General features: G+C 61.1%; 12 protein-coding genes. 6 read left to right on the plus strand and 6 right to left on the minus strand.

Features of this window, described 5'->3' with window-relative positions; genetic code table 11:
• Window positions 1-36: 36 nt before the first annotated feature.
• From E8K79_RS07700 to E8K79_RS07720, 5 genes are all read right to left on the minus strand, one after another.
• A complete protein-coding gene (locus tag E8K79_RS07700; RefSeq protein ID WP_135871923.1) occupies window positions 37-1,086 on the minus strand; it encodes a hypothetical protein in 1,050 nt (349 codons plus the stop codon).
• A 32-nt stretch (window positions 1,087-1,118) separates the two neighbouring features.
• On the minus strand, window positions 1,119-1,370 hold the full coding sequence (locus tag E8K79_RS07705; protein ID WP_129127679.1) for a hypothetical protein: 252 nt from the start codon (window positions 1,368-1,370) through the stop codon (window positions 1,119-1,121).
• 71 nt (window positions 1,371-1,441) lie between these two features.
• On the minus strand, window positions 1,442-1,639 hold the full coding sequence (locus E8K79_RS07710) for a hypothetical protein (RefSeq protein ID WP_135871921.1): 198 nt from the start codon (window positions 1,637-1,639) through the stop codon (window positions 1,442-1,444).
• A gap of 387 nt (window positions 1,640-2,026) precedes the next feature.
• Window positions 2,027-3,409 (minus strand): sigma-54-dependent transcriptional regulator, encoded by a 1,383-nt coding sequence (locus tag E8K79_RS07715; protein WP_135871919.1) that lies wholly within the window; start codon window positions 3,407-3,409, stop codon window positions 2,027-2,029.
• Between the two features lie 38 nt (window positions 3,410-3,447).
• Window positions 3,448-5,418, minus strand: coding sequence for a cache domain-containing protein (locus tag E8K79_RS07720; protein ID WP_136514233.1), 1,971 nt, complete (start codon window positions 5,416-5,418; stop codon window positions 3,448-3,450).
• A gap of 235 nt (window positions 5,419-5,653) precedes the next feature.
• Here E8K79_RS07720 and E8K79_RS07725 point away from each other — a divergent pair, with 235 nt between their 5' ends.
• Entirely contained in the window at window positions 5,654-6,535 is an 882-nt protein-coding gene (locus E8K79_RS07725; RefSeq protein WP_136514234.1) for a DUF2156 domain-containing protein, read from the plus strand.
• A 13-nt stretch (window positions 6,536-6,548) separates the two neighbouring features.
• Here the strand turns inward: E8K79_RS07725 and mnmH are convergent, their stop codons facing one another.
• On the minus strand, window positions 6,549-7,571 hold the full coding sequence (gene mnmH / locus E8K79_RS07730; RefSeq protein ID WP_136514471.1) for a tRNA 2-selenouridine(34) synthase MnmH: 1,023 nt from the start codon (window positions 7,569-7,571) through the stop codon (window positions 6,549-6,551).
• A 363-nt stretch (window positions 7,572-7,934) separates the two neighbouring features.
• Between mnmH and secA the strand changes: the two genes are divergently transcribed.
• From secA to E8K79_RS07755, 5 genes are all read left to right on the plus strand, one after another.
• Window positions 7,935-10,811 (plus strand): preprotein translocase subunit SecA, encoded by a 2,877-nt coding sequence (secA, locus tag E8K79_RS07735; RefSeq protein WP_136514235.1) that lies wholly within the window; start codon window positions 7,935-7,937, stop codon window positions 10,809-10,811.
• Between the two features lie 220 nt (window positions 10,812-11,031).
• Window positions 11,032-12,207 (plus strand): bifunctional glutamate N-acetyltransferase/amino-acid acetyltransferase ArgJ, encoded by a 1,176-nt coding sequence (gene argJ, locus E8K79_RS07740; RefSeq protein WP_136514236.1) that lies wholly within the window; start codon window positions 11,032-11,034, stop codon window positions 12,205-12,207.
• A gap of 82 nt (window positions 12,208-12,289) precedes the next feature.
• Window positions 12,290-12,694 carry a DUF2914 domain-containing protein gene (locus E8K79_RS07745; protein WP_136514237.1) on the plus strand — a complete coding sequence of 135 codons (405 nt, stop codon included), beginning with the start codon at window positions 12,290-12,292 and terminating at the stop codon, window positions 12,692-12,694.
• An 85-nt stretch (window positions 12,695-12,779) separates the two neighbouring features.
• Window positions 12,780-13,916, plus strand: a complete 1,137-nt coding sequence (locus tag E8K79_RS07750; RefSeq protein ID WP_136514472.1) for a serine hydrolase domain-containing protein — start codon at window positions 12,780-12,782, stop codon at window positions 13,914-13,916.
• Between the two features lie 238 nt (window positions 13,917-14,154).
• Entirely contained in the window at window positions 14,155-15,465 is a 1,311-nt protein-coding gene (locus E8K79_RS07755; RefSeq protein WP_136514238.1) for a response regulator, read from the plus strand.
• The last annotated feature ends 5 nt before the right edge of the window (window positions 15,466-15,470 follow it).

The raw sequence follows: 15,470 nt of genomic DNA on the forward strand, positions 1-15,470 counted from the left end.
CCTCCTTTATTCAGTGTCTTCCAAAGCTTGTAGTAGTTATCTTCGTCCCAATGACAGTGGCCTAGCTGGACCGTTCATCCGTATTGCGGCAGCGAACTCCATCCAGAAGATGAGGTAGATGGAAACCATGAGCGAGAGGCCTATGTTGGCGTTCTCCGGCCCGAGGGTTTTGGTGAGGATCGGGGAGGCGAAGCCGGCGCCCAATGTCCCGGTGGCGCGCTCCAGCAGGTAGAAGACGGGGAGGGTGATGAGGGTCCCTGCCACCATGATGGCGATGCCGCGCCCTCGCTTGACCCAGTACTTGGGGGAGAAGCCGAACATCCTCATAAAGATGACGACGAGGATGATCCAGACCGAGTAGTCCACCGCCGCGTCGGGCAGGGCAAGCTTGTTCTTGACGAGTGCCACTTCAAGTATGGTAACCGCGAAGAGGAGCACGAACATCCAGTTGAACTTCTCGTTCGCCTGGGTCTGCCAGTTGCGGCTGTCCGGCGCCGCGGTCTCGCGCATGGAGTGGTTCGGGGTGCCGAGGGCCGAGAAGAGGATGGCGAACCAGATCCCCGCGTTGTGGAAGAGGAGCGAGGCGTGGTTGCCGGCTACGTTGGCGATGCGCGACATGGGATCCCGGGCGAAGTCGGCGGCGATGCGCATCAAAAAGAGGTTCACGATCACCGAGCACATGATGATGACGGTCAGGGTGAAGATGCGCCTTGGCAGCAGATAGGGATCGATGCGGTCCGGAAAACCCAGGATGAAGGCGAACCAGATCAGGTACATGATGAGCGGGATGCCGAGACAGATGCCGTAGACCGAGTTGCCGGCGAAGTCGCCGTTTTGGGCGTAGATGATGTACTTGTCGTCGCGCTCAGGGTCGGTGTTCACCGCCTGGACCACTTCCTTCGGTACTTTTTTCACGTGCGGCAAGAGGCCCATGGCGTACCAGCCGTGGTCACCCTGGGTGGTATCGACGACCCAGTACTGATCCCCCATCATCTCGTCCAGCCCCTGGAAGATGCGCAACGAGAAGACGGCGCAGGTCACGACGACGACCAAGAGAAGTATCACGTTTGTCAATTTCATCGGCATGTGAAGTTCCTCCGCATCGACGCCCTGTGGGGCTATTCCTTGTGGGTGGTCCAGAACATGGAGACCGCGTTCGCTGCAAAAAGGCCGTAGAGCCACATGGTGTTCCAGGCCGGACCGGACCAGTGGCTGCCGCGGCCGCCACCCACCACGCCTGAGGCAACCACGATGCCGATCAGCGCGGTAAAGGCGACCATGGCGACGGCGCGCAGGATCGCGCTGTTACGCCAGGTGTGCCGTTCCAGTTCCTCGAGTCTAGCGAGCAGTTCTAGTTCTTTTTCACTCATCGCCTTTCTCCTTTTGCAACAAATCACAGTGGACTAAGCGGTGATCCGTCCGCCTGGCTGAACCCGTCGGCTCACACCAGGCAGAGGTTCGGATCGAGCTTTCCGACCGGAACGCGGTCCGAGAGCTCCTGGTACTTCAGGCATTCCCTGAATCGGCAGCTGCAGAACATGATGATCTGCTTCACGTCGTGCGGCGAGATGTAGCCGCAGCCTACGTCGCAGTAATCGTCATTTTTGCCGAAGAAGGGGCAGACCTTTGTTTCCTGCATAAGACCTCTATTCCTCTTTCAAAGCAGACGCCCTCAGGCAAGAAAGGGGTGACGTAAACAGGATTAGCAACTGCCGTACCAATTTGGTGTTTACCTGCATCATTGGATCTCAAACGCCTTTAAACCGGTGAGTTACCGCATCGCGGGGCGGGGGCGCGGCGGAGCTTCTCAGTGGGCTTTTTGCAAAAACGCGAAGAAAGCCGAAAGGGGAGGGGCGTGGTTACCGAGGGGCAGCTTCGTAGGGCTTTTTGCCTCGTTTCATGTAAAGGTGAGTGATATCGGCGGTTTTGGCGGGTAGGGCGCGTCGGGGCTAATGAATTTGCAAGGCTGCAAGTATGGCGGCGCCCCTTTTTGCAATGATGCAAAAAAGAAACGCCGCGGGCAGGACTAGCTGTTGTACTCCTCTTTCCTGATGGCGTACTTCTTGATCTTTCGGTAGATGGTGGCCATGTTGGTCCCCGCCTCCTTGGCGGCGGCCTCCACGTTCCCCTGGTTCTTGCGCAAGAGGCCTCTCAGGTACTCGGTCTCGAAACGCATGAGCGCCCTCGAGTAGTCACCTTCATCGGCCGTAGCCTCGGCGCCCCCCTCGGAAGGGATCACCTCGATGAACTGGGAGAGCACCGGCAGGGTGATGTAGTCGCTGCTTTCCATGGCGATGCAGGCCTCGATCACGTTCTTCAGCTGGCGGATGTTGCCGGGCCAGGAAAAATCGACCGCCGCCTCCATGGCGTCGTGGGCGAGCCCCTTTATGTGGGTGCCGAACTTGGCGTTTTGCAGCGAGATGAAGTGGGCGGCGATGAGTGCTATGTCGTCGCGTCGCTCCCTGAGCGGTGGGAGGTTGATGTTGACCACGTTCAGGCGGTAGAAGAGGTCCTCGCGGAACTCCCCTGCCTTCACTGCCTGCTTCATGTCCGCGTTGGTGGCGGAGAGGACGCGGACGTCGACCTTGGTGGGGGTGGGGTCCCCCAGGCGGTTGAACTCCTGCTCCTGGAGAAAGCGCAGCAGCGTCTTTTGCACCGTCATGGGAAGGTTCCCCACCTCGTCGAGAAAAAGTGTCCCGCCGTCGGCGGTCTCCAGCAGGCCGCGCCGGTTCTCCGCGGCGCCGGTGAAGGCCCCTTTCTTGTAGCCGAAGAGTTCGCTCTCCAAAAGCGAGGCGGGGAGGGCGCCGCAGTTTATGGCGACGAACTTCTTGTCTTTCCTGGGGGAGTTGTAGTGGATCGCCTGGGCGATGAGCTCCTTGCCGGTTCCGGACTCGCCGGTGATGAGCACCGAGGTGTCGCGCACGGCGAGCTTCTCGACCCGCTCGAGCACTTCCTTCAGGGCCTTCGACGCCCCGATGATGTTGCCGAAGTTGAAGCGCCCGACGAGTTCCTCGCGCAGTTCGCGGTTCTCCTCCATGAGGCGGGTGTGCTGCAGCGCGTTCTTCACCCGGTACAACAGCTCCTCGGGCTCAAAGGGCTTGGTGAGCATGTCATAGGCCCCTTTTCTCAGGGCCTGGATGGACATCTCCACCGTGGCGTAGGCGGTGACCATGATCACCGGGATGGCCGGGTCCTTCTGCTTCACCTTCTGCAGGAGCTCGAGCCCGTCCATCCCCGGCATCTTGATGTCGGTGACGAGGAGGTCCCACTGACCGGCCTGGAAGGACTCGGCCGCCTCGAAGCTCCTCGTGAACGCGGAGACCTGGTAGCCGTTGTCGGAGAGGACCGCCTCCATCATGCGGCAAAGCCCCTCCTCGTTGTCGACCAACATCACCCGTTTTTTCGTCATGGTGCCACTCCGTTATCCGCGCGCGGCGCGGCGTTTTCCTAACAGTATTCGTCCCTGTTGATGGGAAGCTTCACCTCGACGGTGGTGCCGACCCCCATCTCGCTGGTGATCTCGATCTTGCCGTGATGCTGCTCCACGATCTGCTTGGTTATCGCGAGACCCAGGCCGGTCCCCTTGACCTTGGTGGTGAAGAAGGGTTCGAAGATCTTCTCGATGTGCTCGGGCGAGATCCCCGCGCCGTTGTCGCGGAACCTGAGGCAAACCCATTCGTCTTCCACGGCGGCGGTGCTCACCACGAGCTCGCCCCCTCTCTGCATGGCGGCGCCCGCGTTCAGAATCAGGTTTATGGCCACCTGGCGCAGTTGGTCGCCGTCGACCATGACGCGAGGCAGGGAGAGGTCGAAACTCTTTTGCACCGTCACGTGATGCATGTCGGTGTGGTTCGCAGCGAAGTCGACGATCTGCTCCAGAAGGTCGTTCACGTTGGTCTCCTCGAGGACCGGCTGCGGGGTCCGGGCGTAGGAGAGGAGGTCCTGGACGATCTTCTTGCAACGCTTGCTCTCGCGCTTGATCTCGTGGATGAACTTGTAGTTCGGGTCCTCAGGCGTCAGCTTCTTCTCGATGTAGGCGGCGTATCCTAGGATCACGCCGAGCGGGTTGTTGATCTCGTGCGCCACACCGGAGGAGAGGACGCCGAGGGACGCCATTTTCCCTTGTTGGGCAAGGTTTGCCTCGAGCTCCTTGTTGTGTTTGATGATCTTGGTCATCCGGTTGAAGGCGGTGGCGAGTTCGCCCAGCTCGTCTTCCGAGTCCACCGGCATGGTCTCGTCCAGCCGCCCCATCTTCACCCTCCTGATCACCTCGATCATTCGGCTGATCGGCTCGGTCATAACGCGCGAGGCCAAAAGCACCATGAACACCGCCAGCACCGAGACGAGGATGGTGAGCACCACCATGCTCTCGAGGATGCGCCCTTTGATCGCATTCGCCTCCTGGTAAAACTCCTCCTCGTAGGAACCCACCGCAACGATCCAGTTCCACGGCTCGAAGTACTCGTAGCGCACGATCTTCATGCGGGGCGCCTCGTCCCCCTTGTTCTTCCAGGGGTAGCGGATCCAGCCGTTTTTCCTTTCGCACATCTCCTTGATGAAGTGCTGCCCGTTGGAGTCGGTGGCGTTCAGGAAGTTCTTCCCCTCCCCGGTGGGGTGGATCATGAAGTTCCCCGAGGTGTCCATGGCATAGATGTAGCCGGTCTTGCCCACCTTCTTGCTCTTGATCTTCTCCTTCAGCGCCTCGAAGGAGCGCCGCTCGAAGGCGACGTCCTCGTAGGTCTCCTCGAGATAGCCGCCGGCGGCGATGATCCAGTCCCATTCCTTTAAGTAGCGGTACGCCACCATCTTCTTTCTCAGCGACTTGTCCCCGAGCGCCGCGTTTTTCCAGGGGTAGACGATGTACAGGATCTCGCCAGGCTTCGAGCGTTTCGCCTTTTCGATCATCTCCCTGATGAAGTAGCGCCCGCTCTCGTCGCGGCTATCAAAGACGTTTGCCCCCTCCTGCGCCACGTGCACCTTCAGCTCGCCGCGGCTGTCCATGGCGTAGATGTAGCCGGTCTTTCCGACGTTCACCTTCAAGAGGGCGTTGCGCGCCTCGCGCTGGGCCGTCTTCAGATCCATCCGTCCGGTTTTTTGGAGGTTCTGCTGGCTCTTCACCACGTTGTAGGCAAGCTCGGTGACCGTCTGCAGCTCGTCGTGGAAGGATTTCTCCTTGTCCTGCTTGTAGACCTGGAACTGCTGGTAGTGGGAGTTCAGGAGGTCGACCGTGAAGGAGGCCATGTGCTGCAGGTCATCCTTGCTGGTCTGGGTGATGCCGAGGTAGGCCTGTTTGGTCGAGATATAACCGATGATCCCACCCACGAGGAAGATGGGGATGATCACAAGGGGGAGCACCAGAACCACCATCTTCCAGCGCAGCTTCAGGTTGTTGATGAAGTCGAAGAGGTATCTCTGCACGGCTCCCCCGAAAAATGGGTTTTCTTTTTGTGCAAATGGTGGAAACTATCTCGTGTGCAGTTAGCGCGTTTATCGCCGTGTTTACTGGCATTGCACTGAGACAAACACTTTTTTGCAAACACTGCTGACAGTGTAACGGCGATACTACCGTATACGGTATGGCAAATGCCAGTCCTTTTTTCGCATTTCTGCAAAAAAATGAGTATACTGTGACAAATTTTTTCCGGAGAGCGCCATGGAGATTCCGCAATATCCCGGCTCGCGGGGCATCACGTTGGAGGACAAACCCCTCCTGGACCGGCTTTTTTCCGAGCTGCAGCCGCGCGTCTCGGAACTCACCTTCGCGAACCTTTACCTTTTCCGCAAGGCGCACGAATATCGCCTGACCAGAGTTGGGGACGCCGTCCTCGCGCTCGGGCGGGGCTACGACGGCACCCCCTACTTCCTTCCACCTTTCGGCGGCGACGTCAACGCGGTCGCCCTGAAGCTCCTCGATGAAGGGCTCACGCTTTACGGCGCAGACGACGCTTTCCTCGCGCGCCATCTCCCATCGGAGCGCTTCGAAGCGGTGCCTGACCGCAACAATTTCGACTACCTTCACGTGAAAGAGGAGATGGTGCAGCTAAGCGGGAAGCTCTACCACAAGAAAAAGAACCGGGTGAACTACTTTGTTAACCGGCACCGGCACGAGGTGGAGCTCTTCGCCGAGCGGCACGTGGCGGGATCACTCGCGCTTCTCGAGGAGTGGGGGAGGGTGAAGATGGAGCTTGCCCCCGCCGGGTCGGTCCGGGGCGAGGTCGAGGGGTGCGCGGAGGCGCTAAGGCTGCATGGTGAACTGGGGCTTTCCGGGGTCGTGGTGCTGGTGGAAGGGGTGGTGCGCGGTTTTGCCATAGGTGAGCGGCTGAACCTGGAGACGGCTGTCTGCCACTTCGAGAAGGGGGACAACTTCATGGAGGGGCTTTACCAGCTCCTGGACCGGGAGTTCTCCCGGCTGCTTTTCACCGAATGCACCTATCTGAACCGCGAGCAGGATCTGGGAGAGGAGGCGCTCCGGCAGGCGAAGCTCTCCTATCACCCGGTGGAGCTCCTCGCGAAGTACCGGGTGCGGAGGCGGTAAGCCTTCCTGGCGGCTACGTCGTCCGCGCCGCCAGGCGCTCTTCCAGCTCTTTTGCCGCCTGGTCGAAGTCCTCCATGCAGAGGTCGAAGTCGGCGTCCCAGGTGCGGTTTTTGTAATAGACCTTGTCGTAGTAGTCGATCACCAACCCCTTCATGAACTCTTCCATTTCCCAGCGCTCCAGGTTCTCGCCGAGCTCATCGCAGCGCTTGCCCCCAAGCTTCTTCCTGATGCGCTGCAGCGCCGTCGCCATTTCCTCCTTGTACTCGGGAAGGCCGTACTCATCGATCAGACGCACGACGCGGGTTTCCAGCGAGGCATGGCACCACACCCTGATCCCCTGCGCCATCTTCTGGTAGAAGTCGCCCGGAAGCGAGACGCGCCCGATCCGCTCGCTCTCACCCTCGAGGATAAGAGGCTCGCCTTCGGGCGCCCTGCGGCAGGCATCCCAAAGGAGGGTCTCGAAGCGTTTCTGGGTGAGGTCCTGGTTGAGCCCAAGCTGGCCGAAGGCCGAGCCGCGGTGGCAGGCGAGTCCCTCGAGGTCGAGAGTGGAGCGGCCGCGCTCTTTCAGGCGCTGCAAAAGGGTGGTCTTGCCGATGCCGGTCATGCCGTGCAGGACGACGAGCGGCACCTTGGGCGTGAAAGGGGTGAAGTACTCGCCGACCACGTGGCGGAAACTCTTGTAGCCGCCGATCAACTGGGTCGCCTTGAAGCCGGCGAGGTCGAGTATGACGGTGACGGTCTTGCTGCGTAGTCCCCCGCGCCAGCAGTAGACGAGGATGGGGCGTCCTGCCGCGGCGTCCGCGATCTCTTGCACCATGGCGGGGAAGCGGTGCGCGGTGAGCTCCAGACCGCGGCGGCGCGCCGCGTGGGGGCCGTCCTCTTTGTGCAGGATGCCGATCTCGACCCGCTCCTCGTTGGTGAGCAGCGGAACGTTGATGGCTCCGGGGATGTGGTCCTCTACATATTCAAGAGGGGTGCGGACGTCGACTATCAGGTGGGTGTCGATAAGTTCTTCGTTGAACGGCGTTGTTTCCACGTACATTGGGCTCCTTTTCCGGCGGCCCATTATAGAGATGCGGCAGTGGGAATGCAAGAACGTCCGCACAGGCCGACGGATGGAGTTCCTCCCCCTGGAGGGGGGAGGTCGGGAGGGGGGTGGGGCACCCGGGCAGGTTTGGCACGTTTTGGCAGGACGCTGCGCCCCCCCTCCCTGACCCTCCCCCTCCGGGGGCGGGGAAAACGTACGGGGTGTCGGCCGAACGGGGGAGGGGACTGCCGGGCAATATTACACCCGGAAAACCCTGCAAGACTGGCGCCTTTTCAGTTGAGGGATTCTCACTTTTATGGTAGCGTACACTGTTTTTTTTATCCTGTTTTAACTGCTAAGGAGATTTCATAGATGTTTGGCGCGCTTATAAAGAAGTTTGTCGGGAGCAAGAACGAGCGGGAACTGAAGCGTCTCTGGCCTATCGTGGAACGCATAAACCAGCTGGAAGCGGAGACCGTCAAGCTCACCGACGATGAACTGCGCGGCAAGACGGCACAGTTCAAGGAGCGCTACGCCAAGGGGGAGAGCCTCGACGCGATGCTTCCGGAGGCGTTCGCCGTCTGCCGCGAGGCGGGCAAGCGCGTTCTCGGCATGCGCCACTTCGACGTGCAGTTGATCGGCGGCATGGTGCTCCACGCAGGCAAGATCGCCGAGATGAAGACCGGCGAGGGTAAAACTCTCGTGGCGACGCTTCCTTCCTACCTGAACGGCATCTCCGGCAAGGGCGTCCACGTCGTCACCGTGAACGACTACCTCGCCAAGCGCGACTCCGACTGGATGGGCCGCATCCACAAGTTCTTAGGGCTCTCCGTGGGCGTCATCGTGCACGGCCTCGAGGACTGGGAGCGCCGCGAGGCCTACGCCGCCGACATCACCTACGGCACCAACAACGAGTTCGGTTTCGATTACCTGCGCGACAACATGAAGTTCGACCTGGCCGACTACGTCCAGCGTCCCTTCAACTTCGCCGTAGTCGACGAGGTCGACTCCATCCTCATCGACGAGGCGAGGACCCCGCTCATCATCTCCGGCCCTACCGAGGACTCCACGGACAAGTACTACATCATCGATCGCATCATCCCGATGCTGAAAAAGGGTGAGGTGATCGAGGTCGAGGCCAATACCCTCTCCGGCAAAAGAAAGACTTACACCGGCGATTTCACCGTCGATGAGAAGGCTAAGAGCGCGGCCCTGACCGAGGAAGGGGTGCTGAAGGTCGAGCAGCTCCTAAAGATCGACAACCTCTACGATCCGAGAAACATGGAGATGCTGCACCACACCCAGCAGGCGCTCCGTGCGCACGCCCTGTTCAAGCGCGACGTGGACTACGTGGTGCGCGACAACGAGGTCCTCATCGTCGACGAGTTCACCGGCCGCCTCATGCCGGGGCGCCGCTGGTCCGACGGCCTGCACCAGGCCATCGAGGCGAAGGAAGGGGCGAAGATCGAGAACGAGAACCAGACTCTCGCCACGATCACCTTCCAGAACTACTTCCGCATGTACGACAAGCTTTCGGGCATGACCGGTACCGCTGACACCGAGGCGGAGGAATTCCACAAGATCTACAAGCTGGACGTCGTGGTTATCCCGACGAACCGCCCGCTTTTGCGCCCGGACTTCCCGGACGTCATCTACAAGACTGAGCGCGAGAAGTTCACCGCGGTCATCGCCGAGATCAAGGAACTGCACGAGAAGGGGCAGCCGATCCTGGTTGGCACCATCTCCATCGAGAAGTCCGAGCAGCTCTCCGAGCTCCTGAAGCGTGAAGCGATCCCGCACTTCGTCCTCAACGCGAAGCAGCACGAGAAGGAGGCGGAGATCGTCGCCCAGGCGGGCCGCAAGGGGATGGTCACCATCGCCACCAACATGGCCGGCCGCGGTACCGACATCGTTCTGGGCGGTAACCCGGACGGGCTTGCGCGCCAGGAGTTCGGCGGCACCCCCGAGGTGAAGACCGAGGAGGTTCTCGAGGCGATCGGAAAGGCGATCGACGAGGAACAGGACGAAGCAGCCATCCTGCGCATGCTCGAGAAAGACTTCGGCAACATTTTCCCCGTGGTCGATCGTCACGTGAAAAACGGGTTCGACATCGACACCGATCAGCTCGAGCCGCTGCTCTTCGCCGAGTACAAGCGCCAGTTCGATCTCCTTGTGGATAAGCACAAGCCGGTGTGCGCCGCGGAGCACGACGAGGTGGTCGCTCTCGGCGGCCTGCACATCCTCGGCACCGAGCGTCACGAGTCGCGCCGCATCGACAACCAGCTGCGCGGCCGTTCCGGCCGTCAGGGCGACCCGGGTTCCTCCCGTTTCTACCTGTCGCTGCAGGACGACCTCCTGCGCATCTTCGGTTCTGACCGTGTTTCCATGATCATGGACAAACTCGGCATCGAGGAGGGCGAGGCGATCACCCACGGCCTGATCACCCGCGCCATCGAGAACGCGCAGAAGAAGGTCGAGGCGCACAACTTCGAGATCAGGAAGCACCTGATCGAGTACGACGACGTCATGAACAAGCAGCGCGAGGTGATCTACACCCAGAGGAAAGAGATCCTCGCCGGCAACGAGATCAGGAAGAGCTTCGCCGGGATGCTGGAGGAGACCGTCACCGACGTGGTGCAGGCCTTCGTCATCGACCGTACCCCGGCGCGCGAGTGGGACTGGCAGGGGATCACAGACACCGTCTTCAAGCTGTTCGGCATCCACCTCGACCTGACCCCGGAGCTTTTCGATCGCATCACCCCGGTGAACTTCGAGGATACGCTTAGAAGCAGCACCCGTGACCGCTTCAACCAGAAGGTCACCGAGTTCGGCGACGAGCTCATGGATCACCTGATCAAGGTGATCATGCTGCAGGTCATCGACACCCAGTGGAAGGACCACCTTCTCTCCATCGACCACCTGAAAGAGGGGATCGGTCTGCGCGGCTACGGTCAGAAGGATCCGAAGCAGGAGTACAAGCGCGAGGCGTACCAGCTCTTCATGGACATGATGAACCGCATCCGTCAGGAAGTAGTGGAGAAGATCTTCTGGGTGCAGATCGGCCAGGAGGAGGATCTCGCTCAGTACGAGCTGGAGCAGCCGGAGCAGAAGATGGTCTTCAACCTCGTCGAACCGGAGGCGGAAGAGGCCGCGTCGAAGGGTACCGCGAAAAATGCGCGCAACGCGGGGAGAAACGATCCCTGCCCCTGCGGCAGCGGCAAGAAGTACAAGAAGTGCTGCGGCAAGTAATCTAAAAGACGTTCAACGTTCGGCGTTCAACGTTCAATGAAGGGTGTGGTTGTTTACCCCCTTTACCGGCGTCGCGGTACCCGTACCGCTCCCCCGGATGTCTGAACGCTCGATTGCTTCGTGTGTGTTGGTTGCGTTAGCAGTACCGCACCGAGATGCGGTGGGCGACCAACTCCGTTGAACGTTGAACGCTGAACGTTGAACGGTTTCTGGGGGATTTATGAAAGGTTTTCGCTTCTCCGCCGTTGAGGCGGCCATCAAGAAGCCGGGCCGGCTCGACCTGGCACTTATATTCTCCGACTTCCCCGCCCAGGTGGCGGCGGTCTACACCACCAACAAGGTACAGGCGGCTCCGGTCCTCATATCGCGCGAGCGCTCCAAAAACGGCAGGTGCCGCGCCCTCCTCGTGAACAGCGGCAACGCGAACGCCTGCACCGGCGAACAGGGGATGGTCGATGCACTCGAGTGCGGCAGAAGGACCGCGGAGGCGCTAGGCCTCTCGGACGAGGAACTCCTCATCGCCTCCACCGGGGTGATCGGCCAGCCGCTCCCCATGGAGCGCTTCAAAAAGGGCATCCAGCCGCTCGTCGACGGCCTGGACCACGGCACTCTGGACGACGTGGCCCGTGCGATCATGACCACGGATACCTTCGAAAAAATCGAGCGCCGCAGCGGCGAGGCCGGTGGGAAGCCGTACAGCATCTGGGGGATCGCAAAAGGGGCGGGGATGATCCATCCCAACATGGCCACCATGCTCTCCTTCCTGGTCACCGACGCGGAGGTCGACGGCGCCTTCCTGAAGAGCGCCTTCACCGAGGCGGTGGATGGCTCCTTCAATGCGATCACGGTCGACAACGATACCTCGACCAACGATACTGCGGTCATCTTCGCCAACGGCGCGGCGCAGAACCCGGCAATCAAGGCGGGCACCCCTGAAGGTGCCGCCTTCGCCGCTCTCCTGCACGACGTGCTCCTCTCCCTGGCGAAGCTTATCGTCAAGGATGGCGAAGGTGCGACCAAGTTCGTCGAGATCAGGGTGAAAGGCGCGGCAAACCAGGCCGACGCCAAGAAGGCGGCCCTCGCCGTCGCAAACTCCATGCTGGTTAAGACCGCCTTCTTCGGGCAAGATGCCAACTGGGGCAGGATCATCGCCGCCATCGGTTACTCGGGTGCCGATGTGCAGCAGGATAGGGTGGAGATCCGCTTCGACGACGTGGTCATGGCAACCGGCGGCGTCTTCGCGGGAGGTGATGCCGAGGCTGCCGGGACCCGCGTCCTGCAGCAGAAGGAATTCCGCGTCACCATCGACCTGAAACTCGGCGCCGGCGAGGCCGTCGTTTTTACCAGCGACCTCTCCTACGATTACGTACGCATCAACGCAGATTACCGGACCTAGAACGGCAAACGACGCCGCCTCTTCGGGCGGCACCGGCGGCACGCCGGCATATCACTCTCCGCCACACGCTGCTGGAGGAACAATGATCCGCACCAGGATGTTACCCGTCATCGCTGCATTGGTTGCCACCCTAGCCGCACCGGGCCTTTCACGCGCGGGCGACCTGAAGATTACGGAGATGGCGGTCACCACGAAGATCGTCAAGGGAAACCCCATCGACTCGGTGCGGCGCATCTCTTCGACTTCGGTCAAGGCGCTGTACTGCTTTACCAGGTTCTCGGCACCTGAGGATACCGACACCACCATCAAACAGGTGTGGTATCTGAACGACCAGGTGGTCGCCGAGTACGAGCTCCCGGTCAAGGGGGCGCACTGGCGCACCTACAGCCGCAAGGCGGTGGAGAAGGGGAACTCGGGCGAGTGGCGCTGCGATGCCGTCGATATGGAAGGCAAGGTCCTAAAATCGGTTAGTTTCAGGATGAACTAGCTAAAAGCGGTCACGTTCGGGTAACGCAGCAAGAGAGTACACATTGAGATCAGTCACACGTTTTGGGGGGCACTTAAGCCCCCTACTGAGAAGCATCTGCCTTATCCTGCTGGTCATCGTATTCGCCACCGATTCCCATGCCGGCGATCAGCCCCGCATCGACTCGCTGATGAACGAGGCCATCTCGCGCAACCTCATCGCCGGCGGCGTCGTGGTCATCGGCAACAGGGACCGCATCCTCTTCGAGAAGCCCTACGGGCGCATCTCCCCGTTTCCCGACGCTCCTCCCATGGCCGTTTCCACCATCTTCGACATCGCCTCGCTCACCAAGGTGACCGCCACCACACCGTCGGTGCTGAAACTCGCCGAGGAAGGGAGGATCTCCCTCCTGGACCCGGTCGTCAAGTGGTTCCCGGAGTTCGCCGGGAAGGGGAAGGACGCCATTCTGGTGATGAACCTCCTAACCCACACTTCGGGGCTAGACGACATACCCCTTTCCAGTGCCAACCCGATGCAGAGTGCCGTCGAAGGCGCCGCCGCGCAGAAGCTGAAGGGGGAGGTGGGGCATCGCTTCCGCTACGCGGACCTGAACTTCATCCTCCTGGCCGAGCTGGTGCGCCGCGCCACCGGTGCTCCCCTCGACCTCTTCGCCCAGGTCTCCTTCTACCGCCCGCTCGGCATGGTCGACACCTCCTTTCATCCCAGGGAGACGGGGCGCTGTTCCGGGACCATCAGCGACGACCGGGTCCTTTTCGGGGAACCGCAGGACTACCTCTGCCGCCAGTTGGGCGGCGTCGCCGGTCACGCCGGCCTCTTCACCACCGCGGGTGACCTCGCCCGCTTCTGCCGCATGATGCTCGCCGGCGGGGTGCTCGACGGCAAGAGGGTGCTTGCCCAGCGCACCGTGGACCAGATGACCGCTCCGTATTTCTCGCGCGGCGGACTCGTCGTTCGTGGCCTCGGGTGGGACATCTCTTCCCCCTTCTCGGCCCCACGCGGCCAGGGGTTCTCGAGGGTCTCCTTCGGGCATACCGGTTACTCGGGTTCCTCGATCTGGATCGACCCGGCATCGGATACCTTCGTCATTCTCCTCACCTCTCGGTTGGAATATAAAAAGGTACATGATTTCAATAAGCTGCGCGGAGATCTCTCCACGCTCGCCTCGCAGATCTTCGGCATTCCGCCTGAGCTCGGTGAGATGGCCAGGTTCAATGACGAGTGATTAATAAGAAAGGGCAAAAACCTTGACACCCTTTGCCCTTTATGCTAGCTTTTTTTACCATTTTGGCTTGATACTGGATCTATTTGCGCTCACTTAGCAGACTGTCTTTTCTGTCAGACCAGACACAGAGAGAACCTTTGATCCTGCTTTGCTGTTCTCTATGTCTTAGCCGCACGGCATGACATCTTCAGTGCAAGATAACTCCTATAGATAAGCTTCCTAGTTACAGGGGGAATCGATGGGCAACAGACTGCTCCTCGCCGATGACAGCATCACTATCCAGAAGGTCGTGGCGATCATCTTCGCCAATGAGGAGTTTGAACTTACCGTTGTCGATAACGGTACTGCTGCCCTTGAAAAGGCGCGGGAGATCAAACCCGACGTGATGCTCGTCGACGCGCTGATGCCGGGCAAGACAGGCTACGAGGTCTGCGCCGAAATCCGTCGTGATCCGGCGCTCGGTGCCGTTCCCGTCATCCTCCTGATCGGCGCCTTCGAACCGCTGGACGAAGAGAAATCCCGCCAGTGCGGTGCCGACGCCACCATCTCGAAACCGTTCGAGTCGCAGCAACTGATCGATCGGGTGAAGGAGATGCTGGAACTCGGCAAGACCCGCAAGACCGCCCCCCCCGTTGCAGCCCAGCCCGCTCCCGCCGCGGAAGAGATCTGGGGTGATCTTTCCTCGTTTGATGCCATGGCTCAATCGGCACCTGCTGCTGCAGCTCCAGTTGCGGCACCTGCTGCGGCACCCGTGGACGAGGACCTCTGGGAAGGTGTTACCGCCGCCGCGGAGCCCGCATGGGAGCTCCCCGCGGTCGAGGAACCGGCATGGGAGGCGCCGTCGGCGCCGGCACAGCCCGCCGCTGCACCCGCCGCTGCCGTGGAGATGGTGGAGGCGACCATGGAAGACGATCTCTGGGGCGCCTTCGAACTGGAAGAGGAGGCCCCGGCCGCGCCTGCCGAATCCCCAGCCCAGCTTTTCGGGGTGGTTGAGCCGGAGGCCGAGTACGAGGCCGAGGAGATCTTCAGCTTCGACGAGGCTGAGGAAATCGAGGAGACCGGCCCGCCGCTCGACCCTGATGAACCGGCCGCCGATTCCGCGCTCACCGTTTCTGAGGAGGAGTTCTTCGCCTTTGCCGAGGAGCCCGAGGCGGCACCGGCGGTCCCCGCCGAGGCTGAAGCGGAAGCCGAGGCCACGGCCTTTGGAGTTCCCGAGTACGAGCCGTTCGAGTTCGGACTGGATGAGCCCGCATCCGAGGCAGCACCTGCCGCACCCGTTGCCGCCGCTCAGGTGGCGCCGGTTGTCCCCGCCGCACCCGCCGCACCTGCCGCACCTGCCGCACCTGCGGTCGCCGCACCGGTCCAGGCGGCCCCCGCGGCCGCATCGCCCGCAGCGGTCCCTGAGTTGACCGAGGACCAACTGGTCGCCGCGCTCTCCAAGGTTTCGCGCGAGGTGATCGAGCGGATCGTGTGGGAAGTGGTGCCCGACCTGGCGGAAGTGATCATCAAGGAAGAGATCCGCAAGCTGAGGAGCGGCGTACGCGGTTAAAGCGG

It is taken from the genome of Geomonas edaphica (assembly GCF_004917075.1).
Lineage (GTDB): Bacteria > Desulfobacterota > Desulfuromonadia > Geobacterales > Geobacteraceae > Geomonas > Geomonas edaphica.

Excerpts from the sequence above, each read along its gene's own strand:
- E8K79_RS07700 (WP_135871923.1), bottom strand. The coding sequence starts at position 1,086 with ATGCCGATGAAATTGACAAACGTGATACTTCTCTTGGTCGTCGTCGTG.
- E8K79_RS07705 (WP_129127679.1), bottom strand. The coding sequence starts at position 1,370 with ATGAGTGAAAAAGAACTAGAACTGCTCGCTAGACTCGAGGAACTGGAA.
- E8K79_RS07710 (WP_135871921.1), bottom strand. The coding sequence starts at position 1,639 with ATGCAGGAAACAAAGGTCTGCCCCTTCTTCGGCAAAAATGACGATTAC.
- E8K79_RS07715 (WP_135871919.1), bottom strand. The coding sequence starts at position 3,409 with ATGACGAAAAAACGGGTGATGTTGGTCGACAACGAGGAGGGGCTTTGC.
- E8K79_RS07725 (WP_136514234.1), top strand. The coding sequence starts at position 5,654 with ATGGAGATTCCGCAATATCCCGGCTCGCGGGGCATCACGTTGGAGGAC.
- secA (WP_136514235.1), top strand. The coding sequence starts at position 7,935 with ATGTTTGGCGCGCTTATAAAGAAGTTTGTCGGGAGCAAGAACGAGCGG.
- argJ (WP_136514236.1), top strand. The coding sequence starts at position 11,032 with ATGAAAGGTTTTCGCTTCTCCGCCGTTGAGGCGGCCATCAAGAAGCCG.
- E8K79_RS07745 (WP_136514237.1), top strand. The coding sequence starts at position 12,290 with ATGATCCGCACCAGGATGTTACCCGTCATCGCTGCATTGGTTGCCACC.
- E8K79_RS07755 (WP_136514238.1), top strand. The coding sequence starts at position 14,155 with ATGGGCAACAGACTGCTCCTCGCCGATGACAGCATCACTATCCAGAAG.